The 15,537-nt window shown below is 51.9% G+C and carries 20 protein-coding genes; 19 read left to right on the top strand and 1 reads right to left on the bottom strand.

Features of this window, described 5'->3' with window-relative positions:
- Nucleotides 1–174: 174 nt before the first annotated feature.
- From WM95_RS15305 to WM95_RS15215, 19 genes are all read left to right on the top strand, one after another.
- A complete protein-coding gene (locus WM95_RS15305; protein ID WP_088544839.1) occupies nt 175–1,131 on the top strand; it encodes a phage protease in 957 nt (318 codons plus the stop codon).
- A gap of 3 nt (nt 1,132–1,134) precedes the next feature.
- Nucleotides 1,135–2,028 (top strand): Mu-like prophage major head subunit gpT family protein, encoded by an 894-nt coding sequence (locus WM95_RS15300; RefSeq protein WP_016239604.1) that lies wholly within the window; start codon nt 1,135–1,137, stop codon nt 2,026–2,028.
- A gap of 83 nt (nt 2,029–2,111) precedes the next feature.
- A complete protein-coding gene (locus WM95_RS15295; RefSeq protein ID WP_088544838.1) occupies nt 2,112–2,705 on the top strand; it encodes a hypothetical protein in 594 nt (197 codons plus the stop codon).
- Nucleotides 2,705–3,145, top strand: a complete 441-nt coding sequence (locus WM95_RS15290) for a gp436 family protein (protein WP_016239602.1) — start codon at nt 2,705–2,707, stop codon at nt 3,143–3,145. Before WM95_RS15295 ends, WM95_RS15290 begins: the two co-directional genes overlap by 1 nt.
- A complete protein-coding gene (locus WM95_RS15285; protein ID WP_057063569.1) occupies nt 3,145–3,687 on the top strand; it encodes a phage virion morphogenesis protein in 543 nt (180 codons plus the stop codon). Before WM95_RS15290 ends, WM95_RS15285 begins: the two co-directional genes overlap by 1 nt.
- Nucleotides 3,684–4,307 carry a hypothetical protein gene (locus WM95_RS15280; protein WP_016239600.1) on the top strand — a complete coding sequence of 208 codons (624 nt, stop codon included), beginning with the start codon at nt 3,684–3,686 and terminating at the stop codon, nt 4,305–4,307. Before WM95_RS15285 ends, WM95_RS15280 begins: the two co-directional genes overlap by 4 nt.
- Nucleotides 4,288–4,476 (top strand): DUF2635 domain-containing protein, encoded by a 189-nt coding sequence (locus WM95_RS15275; RefSeq protein WP_016239599.1) that lies wholly within the window; start codon nt 4,288–4,290, stop codon nt 4,474–4,476. Before WM95_RS15280 ends, WM95_RS15275 begins: the two co-directional genes overlap by 20 nt.
- On the top strand, nt 4,476–5,954 hold the full coding sequence (locus tag WM95_RS15270) for a phage tail sheath subtilisin-like domain-containing protein (RefSeq protein ID WP_088544837.1): 1,479 nt from the start codon (nt 4,476–4,478) through the stop codon (nt 5,952–5,954). Before WM95_RS15275 ends, WM95_RS15270 begins: the two co-directional genes overlap by 1 nt.
- A 9-nt stretch (nt 5,955–5,963) precedes the next feature.
- The gene (locus tag WM95_RS15265; protein WP_016239597.1) at nt 5,964–6,320 is read left to right on the top strand and encodes a phage tail tube protein; all 357 of its coding nucleotides are present in this window, start codon (nt 5,964–5,966) and stop codon (nt 6,318–6,320) included.
- Nucleotides 6,321–6,323: 3 nt separating this feature from the next.
- The gene (locus WM95_RS15260; protein WP_088544836.1) at nt 6,324–6,719 is read left to right on the top strand and encodes a phage tail assembly protein; all 396 of its coding nucleotides are present in this window, start codon (nt 6,324–6,326) and stop codon (nt 6,717–6,719) included.
- An 86-nt stretch (nt 6,720–6,805) separates the two neighbouring features.
- Entirely contained in the window at nt 6,806–8,737 is a 1,932-nt protein-coding gene (locus WM95_RS15255; protein WP_071445131.1) for a phage tail protein, read from the top strand.
- Nucleotides 8,737–10,068: a DNA circularization protein gene (locus WM95_RS15250; protein ID WP_088544835.1), complete on the top strand. Its 1,332-nt coding sequence runs from the start codon at nt 8,737–8,739 to the stop codon at nt 10,066–10,068. Before WM95_RS15255 ends, WM95_RS15250 begins: the two co-directional genes overlap by 1 nt.
- The gene (locus WM95_RS15245) at nt 10,068–11,159 is read left to right on the top strand and encodes a phage baseplate assembly protein (protein ID WP_088544834.1); all 1,092 of its coding nucleotides are present in this window, start codon (nt 10,068–10,070) and stop codon (nt 11,157–11,159) included. The genes WM95_RS15250 and WM95_RS15245 overlap by 1 nt, the downstream gene beginning before the upstream one ends.
- Nucleotides 11,150–11,692 (top strand): phage baseplate assembly protein V, encoded by a 543-nt coding sequence (locus WM95_RS15240; RefSeq protein ID WP_088544833.1) that lies wholly within the window; start codon nt 11,150–11,152, stop codon nt 11,690–11,692. Before WM95_RS15245 ends, WM95_RS15240 begins: the two co-directional genes overlap by 10 nt.
- Nucleotides 11,689–12,141 carry a phage GP46 family protein gene (locus tag WM95_RS15235; protein WP_088544832.1) on the top strand — a complete coding sequence of 151 codons (453 nt, stop codon included), beginning with the start codon at nt 11,689–11,691 and terminating at the stop codon, nt 12,139–12,141. The genes WM95_RS15240 and WM95_RS15235 overlap by 4 nt, the downstream gene beginning before the upstream one ends.
- Nucleotides 12,131–13,207, top strand: coding sequence for a baseplate J/gp47 family protein (locus tag WM95_RS15230; protein WP_088544831.1), 1,077 nt, complete (start codon nt 12,131–12,133; stop codon nt 13,205–13,207). The genes WM95_RS15235 and WM95_RS15230 overlap by 11 nt, the downstream gene beginning before the upstream one ends.
- Nucleotides 13,192–13,782 (top strand): YmfQ family protein, encoded by a 591-nt coding sequence (locus WM95_RS15225; protein ID WP_088544830.1) that lies wholly within the window; start codon nt 13,192–13,194, stop codon nt 13,780–13,782. Before WM95_RS15230 ends, WM95_RS15225 begins: the two co-directional genes overlap by 16 nt.
- Nucleotides 13,782–14,546 (top strand): integrase, encoded by a 765-nt coding sequence (locus tag WM95_RS15220; protein ID WP_236901064.1) that lies wholly within the window; start codon nt 13,782–13,784, stop codon nt 14,544–14,546. The genes WM95_RS15225 and WM95_RS15220 overlap by 1 nt, the downstream gene beginning before the upstream one ends.
- On the top strand, nt 14,546–15,139 hold the full coding sequence (locus tag WM95_RS15215) for a tail fiber assembly protein (RefSeq protein ID WP_086529774.1): 594 nt from the start codon (nt 14,546–14,548) through the stop codon (nt 15,137–15,139). Before WM95_RS15220 ends, WM95_RS15215 begins: the two co-directional genes overlap by 1 nt.
- Here WM95_RS15215 and WM95_RS15210 read toward each other — a convergent pair.
- Entirely contained in the window at nt 15,111–15,536 is a 426-nt protein-coding gene (locus WM95_RS15210; protein WP_086529775.1) for a tail fiber assembly protein, read from the bottom strand. The genes WM95_RS15215 and WM95_RS15210 overlap by 29 nt on opposite strands.
- Between the last annotated feature and the right edge of the window lies 1 nt (nt 15,537).

The raw sequence follows: 15,537 nt of genomic DNA, 5'->3' as shown, positions 1-15,537 counted from the left end.
TAACGATTATAACGTCATGATGACACGTGAAAAAATCGTTAAACGCGCCACAGCGTTTTTAAACGTGTTTTAAACGCGGTTTCATGCCGCGTTTACAGTGAAGCCGGTTAATCCACCTGAGTCCCCGTTTCCCCCCACACTGTCCGGAAGTAAACAACGTGACCGGACAACACCATGAACCCGAACAATACGGAACTGCTGGCGCTCTGCTTTCAGCTTCCTGACCTTACCGATGATGCATTGCCGGAATGGCTGCCGATGATACCGGCGGGAACCTTTACAGGGCGTGATGGGCGTTCGTGGGTGAACAACAATCCTGAAGCCATCATTCGTGCCTCGATGGCTTATCCAAAGCTCCCCTTTGATATCGAGCACTCCACCGAACTGAAAGGCCCGAAAGGCGATGAAGCCCCGGCTTATGGCTGGATTGACGGCTATCGCGTCAGTGATGGCGTGGTGGAGGCGCACGTTGAATGGACTGATGACGGCGTGGCGCAGCTGCGCGGCAAGAAGTACCGCTATTACAGTCCGGCCTTTCGGTTCACAGCGGATGGTCAGGTTACCCGCCTGTCCAGCGCCGCGCTGACCAACAAACCCAACCTTGATTTACCCGCACTCAACTCCGAGGAAAACACGATGACCGTACCTGTCCAGATTGTGACAGTGCTTGGCCTCGCGGCCACTGCCACAGCAGACGACGCAGTAAAAGCCATTCAGCAGATTAAGACCGCCGAGCAGGTGGCGCTTAACCGTGCTGAGAATCCCGACCTGACGAAGTTCATTCCGGTTGAGACTCACCAGTTAGCACTTAACCGTGCGGAAAGCGCTGAAAGCAAACTCAATGATATTGCCATCAAAGAATCAGAAGCACTGGTGGACAGCGCCATCGAGGCGGGGAAAGTCGCACCGGCCAACCGCGAAATGTATCTCGCCACCTGCCGCTCTGAAGAAGGCCGCAAGTATTTTGCTGAATTCGTGAAAGCGGCCCCGGTCATTGTCAGCAAGACCACGACGACCAAAAAAGAAAGCACCGAAGGTCACGGCTCGCTTTCTGACGAAGACCTCGCGATGTGTCGCCATATGGGCATCAGCGAAGAAGAATTCCTTTCCGTTCGTAAGCAGGAGAAATAACTCATGCAGGTATCCGCAGAAGTATTGCATGCCCTGACCACCGCACTGAGCGCCGCCTTTACCAAAGGTGTTGGTCGGGTCAATCCGCAGTATCGATCCATCGCCACAGTCATCCCCAGTTCCGGCGCGTCTAACACTTATGGCTGGGTTGAAGACTTTCCGACCATCAAAGAATGGATCGGGGCGCGTCAACTAAAAGAGCTGGCTCAGGCCGGGTATGTCATTACCAACAAGACCTGGGAAAACTCGGTCAAGGTCAAGCGCGAAAAAATCGAGGACGATCAGATTGGTCAGTATTCCGTGATTGCTGAGCAGCTTGGCCGCGACACCACGATTTTCCCGGACAAACTGTCGTTTGAGTTGCTGTGCAAAGGCTTCGATACGCTGTGCTGGGACGGTCAGTATTTCTTTGATACCGATCATCCTGTTGGTACATCCACCAAATCGAACGTTGTGGGCGACCCGGCGACCGATACGGGTGAGCCGTGGTTTCTGATTGATGCGACGCATGCGCTGCTGCCCATCATTTACCAGGAACGCCGTCCGTTTAACTTCATCGCCCTTGATGATCTCACCAGTGAGCGTGTTTTCCTTCAGAACGAATTCGCCTACGGGACCGATGGCCGCAGCAACGTTGGCTTTGGTTTCTGGCAGACCTGTGTGGGGTCAAAAGCCGCACTGAACAAAGCGAACTATGAAGCCGCTGTCTCCGCAATGATGGGTATCACGGACTCTAACGGCGAACCACTGGGCATGAATCCGACATTGCTGGTCGTCGGTAAGAATAACCGTGGTGCGGCCAAAGCGCTGATTGAAGCGGTTACGGCTGATGGTGGCGGTTCAAACATCTATTACAAGGATGTTGATCTGCTGGTCTCACCTTACGTCAAAGCATGACGTCATTACGTAAAAAATCACGTAATGCCGGATTAAGGAGGGGTTAACCCTCCTTTAAACCCAACCTGAATGAGGTTTAAAAAGTGAGTGGAAAAGTTAATAAGTCAGCCGCTGGTAAGACCGGAACCACTTCGGAAAAGAAAGACGACAAAGCAACGAAGGATACGCCTGTCCCGACGAAACCGGCACCGGTGGCACCAGTTATTACTGATGACAGTCAGGCATCACAACCGGCGGTTGCAGCTTCAGATGTCGCATCTGACCCGGAACCTGTATCCGGTGACAATGGAATAACGGTTATCCCGGCCACAGTCAGTCTTGTCACCATACCGGGTGAGAACACGGGTGACGACCTGAGAAAACATCTCTGGCAGGAGACGCTGACACATGACCATTCAGAGGCTGTTCGCATTGCTGAAAATGTCGTGGTGCTGGAGGTCCGCGCCATTCCGGAAAACGGTTTTCACCGGGCTGGCCGATTCTGGCCGCACGATACGGTGCATGTGTTTGTCAGCGATAACCCGGATGAACAGATTCTGGAAGATGCCGGTGGTAAGCCGCTGCAGGGGTGCGTGATCAGTACCGACACAGCCCTGCGTTTGAAAGCGGAAAAGATGCTGATTGTGACCGAACTGGCGACCGTTGCCGGGACTGAAGCCGACGTGGAGAGCAAATAATGGGCATCTACGTAACGCGTGAGGACCTGCTGGCAACCGATGGTGACCGCGTCTGGAACATGGCAATCAACAAAGAGACGCAGCAGCTCGATGAAGAAAAGATCCAGCGTGCGATTGATGACACTGATGCAGAAATTAATTCCTTTCTGGCAAAGCGTTATCAGTTGCCGCTGAACCTTCCGAGCCTGCCGAGTCCGTTGCGCCGGGCGGCAGTTTCCATCGCGTTCTACTGGCTGTCTGAACGGGACCATCAGATCACCGATGAAATCCAGAAGCGTTACGACGAAGCCCTCCGCACCCTGCGTGAAATCGCCAACGGCACCCGTGACCTCGGTGTGCCGTCTGACACCCCGGTCCCTGAGACCGACACCGGAAAGCTGATCATCGTCAGTGAAAACCGTCGTCTGTTCACCCGTAACAACCTGAAAGGGGTGCTGTGATGGGAATTACTGTCGAGGTCAGAGGAGACCAGAAGTTTCAGGACATTCGCCGTGCGATTGAGCGACTGGCTGACCAGTCGCTGCAACAGGAGCTACTGGAGAGTATTGGCGCTGTGGTGGAGTCACAGACCCGCCGGCGCATCTCCAGCGAGAAATCCAGCCCTGCCGGTGAGAAGTGGCAGGACTGGTCTGACAGCTACGCGAAAACCCGACACAGCAACCAGAGTCTGTTACAGGGCAACGGCGATCTGCTCGACAGTATCCAGTATTTGGTCAGCGGATCTGTCGTTCGAGTGGGTACGCCACTTGATTATGGCCGGACGCACAACGAGGGGTTTTCCGGCTCGGTGTCTGTGTCAGCCCATAAGCGACTCATCTCACAGGCATTTGGTCGGGCGCTTAAACACGGGGTATGGCAAACCGTGGGGGCGCATAAACGTATGTTGAACATCCCGCAGCGTGAGTTCCTCGGCCTGTCCTCCGGGAACAGTCAGGAACTGCTGCACGTCATCGGGGATTTCTGGAATGAGGTTCTGCAATGAATGAACGTCCGGCGTTCGTCACCCTGGGCAGTACGGTCAGTGCCGCCGAGAATATTGTTAACTGGCTGAAAGCTGAACTGGAGGGTGAAAAGCAACCTGACCGGGTTGAAAAGGTGGAGCGTCACATCGGTCAGTTTAACACCCCGGATCAGGTCAAAAGCTATATGTCCGGGCGCGGCGGCAGTATCCGTATTGCGGCCTTACGGGTCAGGAATATCCAGAACCGTCGCGGCATGACCGGCCTTGTGACCTGGGCGGCCTACATCATGATGGCTGATTTCTGGGGATACCCGCGCGATGCCCGCTGTGAGGTTATTGCCGGACGCCTTGCCCGTCGTATCAGTTGTCGTGAAGCGGCTGCGGGCATGAAGGCTGAGCGTATGGCTGAGAACATCGCCGCTGAAAACCTCTGGTCGGGTGGCCTGGACAATCTCGGGATCACCATGTGGGCCGTTACATGGGAACAGGAATTCCGTCTTGATGATGAGATAGACCTGTCCACGTTGCCGGAATTCCTGCGACTGGGGGCAACCATTGTGGTGAACGGACAGCCGGTAAGCGATGAGCCGCAAATCATAAACGTAAGAGAAGGACAGACTGATGACAAAGAAAATGATTAAGCCATCACGGGCGGGCCTGCTCGTTCGTAAGGCTGATGGCAGTCACCTTGCCGCTGATGGCGAGACGCTGCCGGTCAATGCGTACTGGCTGCGCCGTGAAAAAGAAGGCGATGTGAATATCACTGAGCCACCAAAGTCCCGCACACCTAAAACCGATAAGGAGGCATGATGTCCATCGGTAATATTCCTGATGATATTCGTGTCCCGCTGGTCTGGATCGATATCGATAACTCTATGGCGATGAGTGCCGCGCCGGCACAGTCCCGAAAAATTCTGGTTGTGGGTCAGCAGCTCGCCAGCGCGACTGCTTTACCGTTGACGCTCAACCGTATTACTGGCGACAGCATGGCTGATGAACTCTATGGCCGTGGCTCCATGCTGGGTGAAATGGCAAAGATGGTCCGCAAGGCCAACAGCTACACCGAGATGTATGCGATGGGACTGGAAGATATTGACCAGGGTGCTGCGGCGAGTGCCACAGTCACGATGCTCGGCACCGCCACTCAGGCTGGTACGCTGGCACTGATGATCAATGGCGTATCTGTCCAGGTCGGGGTCAGCATCGGTGATGAAGCGGCAACCATTGCCGGCAATATCATCGCTGCAATTACCGCAAAGCCTGCCACTCAGGTTACTGCCACAGCAAAAGCTGAAGCTGCTGCAACGGTAGTGCTGACCGTGAAGTGGAAAGGCGTCACGGGAAATGACAGTGATGTGCGCCTGAACTATTACGCCGGAGAAAAAACACCTGCCGGCATCAGTGCAACACTGACCGCATTTTCGGGTGGTACGGGGACGCCGGATATTCAGTCTGTTGTCGCGGCGCTGGGAGATGACTGGTACACGGATATCATCTTCCCGTACCTCGATGCCCAGAGCCTGAACACCATTCGTGACGAACTGCTGGAACGCTGGGGGCCGCTCAAGATGATGGAGGCGCTGTTGTGGTCTGCTTATCGCGGAACACATGCCCAGAGCGGAACATTCGGACATACCCGCAATGACTGGCTGATTTCCTGTATCGGCACCAACATCGCACCTGAACCGTCATGGATGTGGGCCGCCAGCTACGGTGCAACGGCGGCATACCAGCTTGCCATAGATCCGGCCCGTCCTCTCCAGACTCTGATCCTGACAGGCATCAAGCCCCCCACTCGCGGTATCCGCTGGGATATGCCAGAGCGTAACCTGCTGCTGCATGACGGTATCGCCACGCACTTTGTTGATGCCGGAGATAACGTCTGTATTGAGCGCGAAATCACCATGTACCGCGTAAACCGCTATGGCGATACGGACATTTCATACCTCGATGTGCAGTCGCCGGCAACGCTTGGCCGTATCCGTTATGTCATCAAAAACCGTTTCACCAGTCGCTACCCACGCCACAAGCTGGCAGGTGATGACGTGCTTGATTTGCTCGATGCCGGTCAGCCAGTCATGACGCCAAAAATCTGTCGGGCTGAGTTACTGGATATTGCGCTGACTGAGCTTATCCCGGCAGGTCTGGTGGAGGATTTCGAAGATTATAAAGACACGCTTGATGTCACCATCGACAGCAAAGACCCAAACCGTCTGAACTTTATCTGCCACCCGAATCTGGTGAATCAGTTGCGCGTTCTGGCCGGTCTCATCCAGTTCAAACTTTAAGGAACCAGCATGGCAAATATTCTGGGTATGGCGGCGATTCGTATTAATGGCCGTGAAATCAAAACTGAAGGCAAGTCCACCCTGAATCCGGGTGGCTATGCCCGCCAGCAACACATGGGCGGCGGTAAGGTCTGGGGGAATTCCCGCAAGATGGCTGCCCCCTCCATCAAACTGACCATTGCAGCGGATCGTGATGTTGATGTGATTGAAATCAGTAACTGGGAGGACGTGACCGTCATGTTCTACGGTGACAACGGCCTCAACTACATGATGACCGGCGCAGCCACCGATAACCCGGCTGAACTGGACGAAGACGCGGGTACGGTTTCGGCCAACTTCATCGGCGTCAAGTGTGTGAAGGTGTAAGACATGGCTGAACTGACATTCACTCTGAAACACGGTCTGCGTACCGGCAAAGGCACCGTCGATGAAATGCTTCACAAGGATGTGACGCTACGCGAACTGACATCCCGGGATGTTATCGAATCGCAACTGGCCTCTGAGCGCGTTGTTATCGGTGATCACGGCAAGGCTGTCGCGTACTGCTCTGAGGTGATGATGGGGCTGGAGATGATGCGCCGGCAGATTAAGAAGATTGGAGAAATCCCCGGCCCGCTGGACATGAATCAAATTTATGCCCTGCATCCGGAAGATTTGAAGTTGCTGACAGAAAAGGGTCAGGCGATGGATGACATGCTGGGGGAGACTGCCGAACGGGGGCGACATGATGCCGATGGCAGCGGCGCTCAATCTACTGCTGATTAACCTCTCTCAGCGTTTCGATGTTAACCGGCTTGAGCAACTGCCCCTGCGGCAGTTGCTTATTCAGGTCAGGCAACTGAGGAAGCAATATGACAAACCGCCTAAGCACTGAAATTCTGATTAACCTTGCCGGGAACCTGACGGCCAAAGCCCGCCAGTACGGCGCTAACATGAGCGAGTTTGCCAGCCGTAACCAGAAAGCAATGTCTGTTGTTAAGGCCGCGTCTGAATCTGCCGGACGTGGTCTGGATATGCTTGGAAGCCGCTACACCGCCATGATTGCGGGTATAGGCAGCAGTTTAACCGTCAAACAAGTTGCGGATTTTGATGCCCAAATGCGCAGGATGGGAACTGATGCCCAGTTGAGCGTAAAAGAAGTGGATGAATTGCGAACACAAATCAGGGATGTTTCTAACATGGCTGATATTCGCATTGAATCCTCTGTTCTTGGTCAGGGTGTGGGTGAGCTATTAGGTAAAACGGGTGATTACGAATTTACCCAAAAAAACCTGCGTAATATGGGGTTACTCATGCAGGCTTTTGGTGTTGATGGTCAGACCGCTGCCGGCCTTTTAGCACAGTTCTGGGAAAAGGGAATTCGCGGTGCAGACGAAGTTAGCAAAACTCTGGACAACCTTTATGCCCAGTTTGCTGTTGGTTCCGTAAGCGTTGCTGATGTAGCAAAAGTGGCACCTAAATTGTTCTCAACAATTGCAGATCAAGGTCCGGTTGCTATCGCCCAAATGGGCGCATTTCTCCAGATTTTTGCAAAAAACAAAGGAAGTGCAGAGGAAACTACAACCAGTATTCAGGCCATGTATGCGGCGCTATCAAACAAAAAAAATATCGATTTTTTAAGGTCAAACGGAATTGATGTTTTTAAAAAGGGGACAAAAGAGTTAAAGCTACCGTTTGAATTGATGCAGGAAATTATCAAACGGGCAAAAAGAGATCCTATTAAACTCCAGGACGTGTTTGATCAAACAGGTATGCAAGGGATTACAGCCCTTTTGCGACCTGAAAATATTCGAATGATGGAGGAGATGATATACGGTACTGTTGAGCTAGGATCAACTCAAAAGGCAGCGCAGAGAAATGCTGAAGGTTTTAACTCCGCAATACAGTCCATCAACAATGAATGGCAGCGTTTTGCTGAGAATCAACTTGCTGAACCTATTCAGGATTTAGCTGACGCACTGAATTCTGTTGATAAAGAAACGGCTCAGAACTGGCTTGAGGTTGGTAAAAACATAGGTATTGCTGTCGGTGGCCTTATCGCCGCTCGTAAAGCTTTTAAAATCGGCAAAGGTGCATGGGATTTTCTTAAGCAGGAAAGTGGCGGCAAAGGCATCCCTAAAGGTGTCTCCGATGTTTTTGGTTCCGGTGTTATGCCCGTTTATGTCGTGAACATGGGCAAAGGTGGTATGGGTGAAGGTGGCATGGGGGACAACTCTGCCTCAACATCATCAGACCCACGTAATACAAGACGAAATCTGACCCGCAACAATGTCGGCAATGCTTTTTCCTTTGGATTGTCATTATTGGATAGCTTTCCCTCTTCGCCTGAAGAAACGCAGGAACTTATCCGAAAAGTTCAGAAGAATAACAACAAACCAACCCGCTGGAATGACATTAAAAGCTGGTTCTCTCCAAGGAGTAAAAACGCTACAGAGTCACAGATTATTGACCCGCGCCCGTGGGCATCAATGACACCGGCAACGCCGTTTATCCCTGCGTTAAACAATCACCAAGCAGAAACGCCACGCCCTGAAACAAATGACCATTCTTTGTTTGGTGTCATCGTTGATTTTCTGCGTGGCACCAACGCCGCAATTGAAAACAAAAACGCGTTTGATAAGCCTGTTCAGCCACCTGCATTACCCACAACCCTACAGAAAATGCAGGGTGAAATCCGCGTGATCCTTGAGGGTGGCGGTGGCCGTGTTAAAAGCGTCACCATGAACCAGCCGGGTATCAAACTTAGTGCATCTGCTGGCGTGTCCAGCGTGGAGCAAGGCTGATGGCTGCTACCCGATGGGAAGACCTGCGCGATGCTTCGTTCCGGGGCGTCTCCTTCTATCTGGTCGATAACGAAGGCACCAGTGGCCGTCGGGCAATTCCCCGTGCTTACCCCAAAAAAGAAGTGGGCTGGACCGAGGATAACGGTGCCGTTCTGACCCAACAGCAAATCAACGGCAAACTGATTGGAAAGAACTACCAGAGCCAACTGGAGGCACTTCTCCGGGCACTGAACACACCGGGACCCGGTGAACTTATCCATCCGTGGTTCGGCATTCAGAAGGTTCAGATTGGCAAGGTGACTCACCGTCTGAGCACTGAGGAAGGCGGCATTGCCTACATCTCTTTTGAGGTTTCTGAGGCGGGCGAACGCCTGTTTCCTGCGCCGGCAGAAAATACCAGCCTGACGGTACTCAGCGCGGCGGATAAGGTTAAAGCAGCCCTTGCGAACGGTGATGTCTTTGCCCTGCTTGATGGTCTTGGTGAGATGGCCGATACGTGGATGGACGACATGGAAAATCTGGTGGTGGGTGTGCTGACGTTGCCCTCCGCGATTACTGAATGGACTGACCGTTTAGGGCGTTTTCGTGGGTTGATTGAGCTGGCCGTCGCGAAACCAGCCGGATTTATCAATGATGTTCTGAACCTTGTCAGCGGTGTACGCGACACCGTGACCGAACCTCTCTGGTCAATGCGGGTTTATGATCAGCTCCGCAACCGGTGGCAGGGAGATCAGTTTTCCGGTTCTTCATCTTCGCCGTGGTCGTCGCCGGCTTCGCCAACAAATACAAGTGACCGCGCGACAGCCGCTGCACTTCACCAGTTGCCCAAATACATGTCAGTCACACCAGGTTCAGTGACTGACGGAAAGTATGGTTTTGCCAGCAGCCTTCCGGACGTTGTCCCTGAACTGACCGATGCCATGCAGGCCAACATCACTCATTTTCGTCAGCTGATTGTCGTTGCCAGCCTAACTGGACAGGCAGAGACCGTTGCCAGCACCGAGTTCAGAAGTAGTGAAGAAGCCATAAGTGCGGGTGACACGCTGGCTGAGCAACTGAATGAACAGGCTGTGTATGCCGTAGAAAACGGTCAGCGGGATTTGTGGCATGCCCTGCGCGAGCTGCGCTTTGCCGTCGTCAATGACGTACGGGTCAGGAGCGCTCAGCTACCACAGACACGAACGGTCATCCTGACCACAACGTCCCCGGTATCCCTTATTGCATGGCGTGAAACCGGTAATACCGAGAACCGTGACGCCATCGCCTCAAGGAACCGATTGAAAGACCCGGCCTTCATTCTTCCGGGTAAACCTGTCGAGGTAACAGATTGATGGAAATGGTTGTACTTGAGGTCGACGGACAGCAGTGGGACGGATGGACCGAGATGTCTGTCACTTCCTCACTGGAGGCTGTTGCCGGGGAATTTGATCTGACTGTCACCACGCAATGGTCAGAAGCTTCACCGCGCGTTATTAAGCAGGGCATGCCCTGCATCGTCAGGCTGGGAAAAGATACGGTTCTGACGGGGTATATCGATGATTTCATTCCCAGCTATGACGCAGAAAACATGAGTATTCGCGTTATGGGGCGGGATAAAACCGGGGATCTTGTTGACAGCTCCGTGGTGCATAAATCCGGCCAGTGGAAAGGTGTTCGGCTGGAACAACTGGCAACTGAAATCTGCAAACCCTATGGAATTAGGGTCATCAGTGAAACTGATACTGGCGAAATCTTTGCCAGCGTGGTCCTTGAACAGGGAGAGACAGCCTTCGATCTGCTGGACCGCCTGGCTAAACAACGCGGCGTTCTGCTGACTGCTGATGGTCTGGGTAATCTGGTCATCACACGGGCATCAACAAAACGTGCCGGCGTTCCTCTGATATTCGGAACCAATATTCTTGCAGCCCGTGGTCGGTTCAGCTGGCGTGAACGAAACAGCCAGTACATCGTGAAAGGCACCTCCAGTGCGGGTGGGAGTACGTGGGATGATCAGCCTGTCAAAGTGATTGGAGGACGTCAGACCATCGTTGATGACGGTGATATCAACCGTTACCGCCCGAAAATCCTGGTCAATGAAGACAGCCTGACCGTCGGCGGCGCAAGTACACGCGGTGAATGGTACAAAGCGCGGATGATGGGCGAAGCCAACAGCACCGAAATTACACTGGCAGGATGGCGCGAGAATGGCGATGAAGGTCCGTTATGGCAGAAAAACAGGCTCGTTGATATTGATGATCCGATACAGAACCTGAAGGACTCATGGCTGATTAAAACCGTCACGTTTACTGAAGGTGATAACGGACGTCTCTGCGTTCTGACGCTGGTTCCCCCTGAGTCGATGGACATGCCTGAAACCAGTACGAAAAAAGCAGGCAAGAAAGGCAATAAATCAAAGGCAAAAACGGTGGCAACATGGGACTGAATCCGGCAAATATCGGTCGCACACTTGAAGGTATTGGACGCCGGCTACGGCTGCTCGTTGACAGGGCCGTTGTTCGTATCGTTACAGACAGTCTCGGGCGTCAGAACCTCCAGATCCAGTCACTGGCGGATTCCACCAATGATGATATTGAACGTTTCCAGAATTACGGCCTGACGTCTGTGCCGCCAGTCGGTTCAGAAGCACTCATTCTGGCTGTGGGGGGACGCCGGGAAGGTCTGGTGGCAATCGCTGTAGAAGACAAGCGCTGCCGTCCAAAAGGTCTGGAGGATGGAGAGGTCAGGTTATATCACGGCGATGGTCAGTCTTATATCACCCTGAAAAAAGGTGGTCTTATCGAAGTTAAAGGGAAATCGGTTAATTACGATGCCCGCGAATTGTTTGCGATAAATACAAAATTATTAAAAGTTAACGGCCCATCTGTATTTTCAAAGGATATTCAGGTCGCCGGTAAATCTGTTCTTGAGCATTTCCATATTGACGGGGATGGCAAAAAAACATCGGAGATGAAATGACAATTGGTATCAGCTGGAATAATCAGCTATCCAGAGGTGAACTGGCAATTAACCATGATGGTTTATCGCGTGATGAAGGACTGGTCACTTTGGTTCTGATTTGTCTTTTCACCGACGTCCGTGCTGATACTGATGACATTATTCCTGATAACTCATCGGACCCGAGAGGCTGGCCCGGCGACACATTTAGTGATTATCCGTGGGGATCGAAACTCTGGTTGCTGGATCGCGAGAAGCTGACGGAATCCGTCAGAATGCGGGTGGAAGATTATGCGCTGCTTTCTATGCAACCGCTTTTACGGTCTGGTTATGCGCGTAATGCAGCAGTCACAGCCACTATAAGCGGCAATGACCGAATTAATTTTATTGTCATTTTAACCCGCCCGGATAAAACGACGCTCCGGATTGAAATAAGTAAACGCTGGGAGTCCACTGCTAATGCCTTATAACGTTCCCGCGCTGCGCAAGCTTATTACTGACGGCGAAAAAGATATTGCCTTTGAACTTGGTCTGCAAAAACTTCCGCCAGTAGGCGTTGAGAAAGCTCTAAATACCTCATTCAGCAATCAGGTTCGTGATTTATACGACCATCAGAGCTGGATTAAAGACCAGATTATTCCGTCTGTTAAATCTGATGATGAAACCATCATTGAGACTGCGGCCAGCGAAGGTGTCATCAGAAAACAGGCCACGTTTGCTACGGGGCCGGCGGTATTTAAAGGGAATACACCGCTGCCGGAAGATATGGAGATGCAAACCGCTACCGGTATTGTTTATGCCGTGACGACTTCCGGCGTTCCTGTAGATGGGGTCATGACTGTAACCATTCAGGCCAGCGATGCCGGCGCGTCAGGAAACCTTCCGGAAGGTGAAAGCCTGACCCTGCTGTCCCCCGTTCCCGGCGTGGAAAGTATTGGTTTAACGGGTACGGGGGGCATCATCGGTGGTGCGGATATTGAGCCAGTTCCTGAATTGCTTGACCGGCTTTTATTCCGTAAACGCAATCCCCCCGTTGGTGGGGCTGTGCATGACTATGTCATCTGGGCGCGAGAAATGGCGGGGGTTAGTCGGGCGTGGGCATTCGATGCCTGGCATGGCCCTTGCACAGTCGGACTGGCGTGGGTTTATGACGATCGTTCAGTGATTACCCCCGGATATCAGGACCGGAAAAATATGGAAGATTACCTTTTCCGTCATACCGACCCGGCGACTGGCGTATGGGTTGGTAAACCGGGAGGAATAGAAGTCTGGCCCGTGGAACTGGTGTTACGTCCCGTCAATATGATTATTGGCATAACACCGGATACGCCTGCCACGCGTAAAGCTGTTCAGTCCCGCCTGTTGACGCTTCAGAAGACGCTGCAACCAGGACAAACGCTACCCATTTCAGCGATTCGTACTGCTATCGGCACCGCATCTGGCGTGACGGATTACTCGCTGAATCTGACCGCTGACATTCCCTGCGCTCAGAATGAACTTATCACTATCGGAGTGCTGACATGGCCCACAGTGTAGATGAATGGCTGGGCGCTTTATGGCAGGTCATGCCACGTGGCAAAGCGTGGTCACGCGATGAGGATGGTGATTTAAACAGTTTTTTACGGGCGTTAGCCAGGCGTTTAAGTCAGACGGAATTTGATGCAGAAAACCTGCTACCGGAGATGCGGCCAGAAACAACATTTATGCTGCTGGAAGAATGGGAGAAATACCTGGAATTGCCGGAGTGTGGGCAGTTAAGCGGAACGGTTGATAACCGACGTCGTGCTGTTGTGGAGAAGTATCACCGCAAAGGTGGCCTTTCCCCGTGGCAGATTGAAGCGGTGGCTGCTGCGCTTGGATTTACTATCCGGGTTACAGTCATTCTCCCTCACCATTGCATGCGTAGCTGCATGTATCCCCTTTATTCAGCCCGTTACCGCTGGACGTTACAGATTGAGGTGATCGGTATCAGCGGCGGACGTTTTACCTGTATCGATAACGTCATGACACCGCTCCTGAGCGAACGAGCCAAAGAACTGGAGTGTGTACTGACGAAATATCGTCTCGGCGGCACAGCATACGACTATTTTTATTCTTCAGGAGATAACTGATGTATCACGTAGATAATTCGACCGGTGTTCCGGTTATGCCACAACCGTCTCCTGTTACCAGTGAGACAGAGCTTTTCTTTACTGAAGGTGGTAATGGCGTTCCTCCGACGTATCCCGGCCCGGACTGGTTTAATATCATCCAAAGTGAGTTGCTTAATATTCTCATATCAGCAGATCTGAAGCCTGACAAAATGACCAATACTCAGATTCTGACTGCGCTCAAAAAACTGTTTCTGAGTCGCTCCAATCCATTTGGCGACATTAAAAATGATGGCGCAGAGGCAATCGCGACGGCTCTCTCAAACCTTCGTTTAGGAGCAGGCGCTCCACCGATAGGAATTCCGTTCTTCTGGCCGTCGACTGCAATGCCTAATACGGTTATGGATGAGTGGTCGGATATGGTCTTTTTGAAATGGAATGGCGCAACCTTCTCAGCGACTGAATACCCTAAACTGGCAAGGATTATTCCAGGACTGAAATTAAATGATGTGCGAGGCGAGTTCCTGCGTATTTGGGATGATGGAAGGGGCGTAGATAACGGAAGGGGGTTACTCAGCTTTCAGGCAGCAACATCTTTCACACAGTATGCTGGTAACTATGACGTAGGCTCCGGTCATGCAATAGGTAATCATGATGGTGTAGTCGATTACAGTCCTGGATTTTCCAGATTTCCTTATCCCGGCCCAGCTATTGGTGATGGTGTTAACCATGTAACCGTAAGACCACGTAACATCGCATTTAATTTCTTAGTAAGGGCTAAATAATGACAGTCATTTTCGATAAGGACGGGCTGGCTGTTGAAGCCGGAAGTATTCGTGTTTATTACTTTCATCCTGTGACAAAGGAATATGTAGGCTGGTCTGACGAATTCATTAATATCGGAGTGAGTATGCCTGGTAACTCTACTAATATTGCTCCGGGGAATGAAGTGGCAGGAGAGGTTATGGTATTTACAGGAAAAGACTGGAAGCGACAAAAAGACCACAGGGGGGAGACGGTCTGGTCTACTGATGATGGTAGCGCCATCACCGTGGACTACATTGGCTCTGTTCATGATGGATACACTAATATTGCGCCATCCACCCCCTACGATAAGTGGGACGGGGAAAAGTGGATAACGGATATCAAAGCCCAGCACGCGGCAGATAAAGAAGTAGCAAAACAACAACAGCAATCTCTGATAGATTCAGCAATGGCATCAATCGGCATGATACAGCTTAAATTACAGGCAGGGCGTAAATTAACCACTGCTGAAACTGCGAGGCTAAATTCTGTTCTGGACTACATTGACGCGGTGGAGGCAACTGATACCAGCACCGCGCCAGATATTAACTGGACTCTTCCCCCGGAGTGGTAGGCCAAACGGGTTTTTCGGTATCGACTCGCATCAGTAACACCCTGTATCTTTTCCATTCTGACAAAGCGGCGGTTTCTTCTTCCGTCGCTACTCCGGCATCAACAGCATCCTGACGCCAGTTAATCTCTGAGTCAGCCCGCATACGTAAGTTGGCCTTTTTTAATTCAGCGACAGCGCTAAGTTCTTCCTGAGTTGGTGGTGGAATATCTACCCATGCAGGCATTCCTGCTATTACATTTCTGTATTTACCTTCGGGTGGCTCCTGCATGAATTCAGTTGCAACAGAGTCTTCTATTTCTATTCCATCGTTTGGCCACTCTCCTGCCTTTTGATAGGACGACTTCAGCTCTACAGGAAAGAAAGCATTTTTCTTGGCACTGAATACATATTTTTGCATG

It is taken from the genome of Enterobacter cloacae complex sp. ECNIH7 (genome assembly GCF_002208095.1).
In the GTDB taxonomy this organism is placed as follows: domain Bacteria; phylum Pseudomonadota; class Gammaproteobacteria; order Enterobacterales; family Enterobacteriaceae; genus Enterobacter; species Enterobacter cloacae_M.
This window is presented reverse-complemented; position numbering and strand designations above follow the sequence as displayed.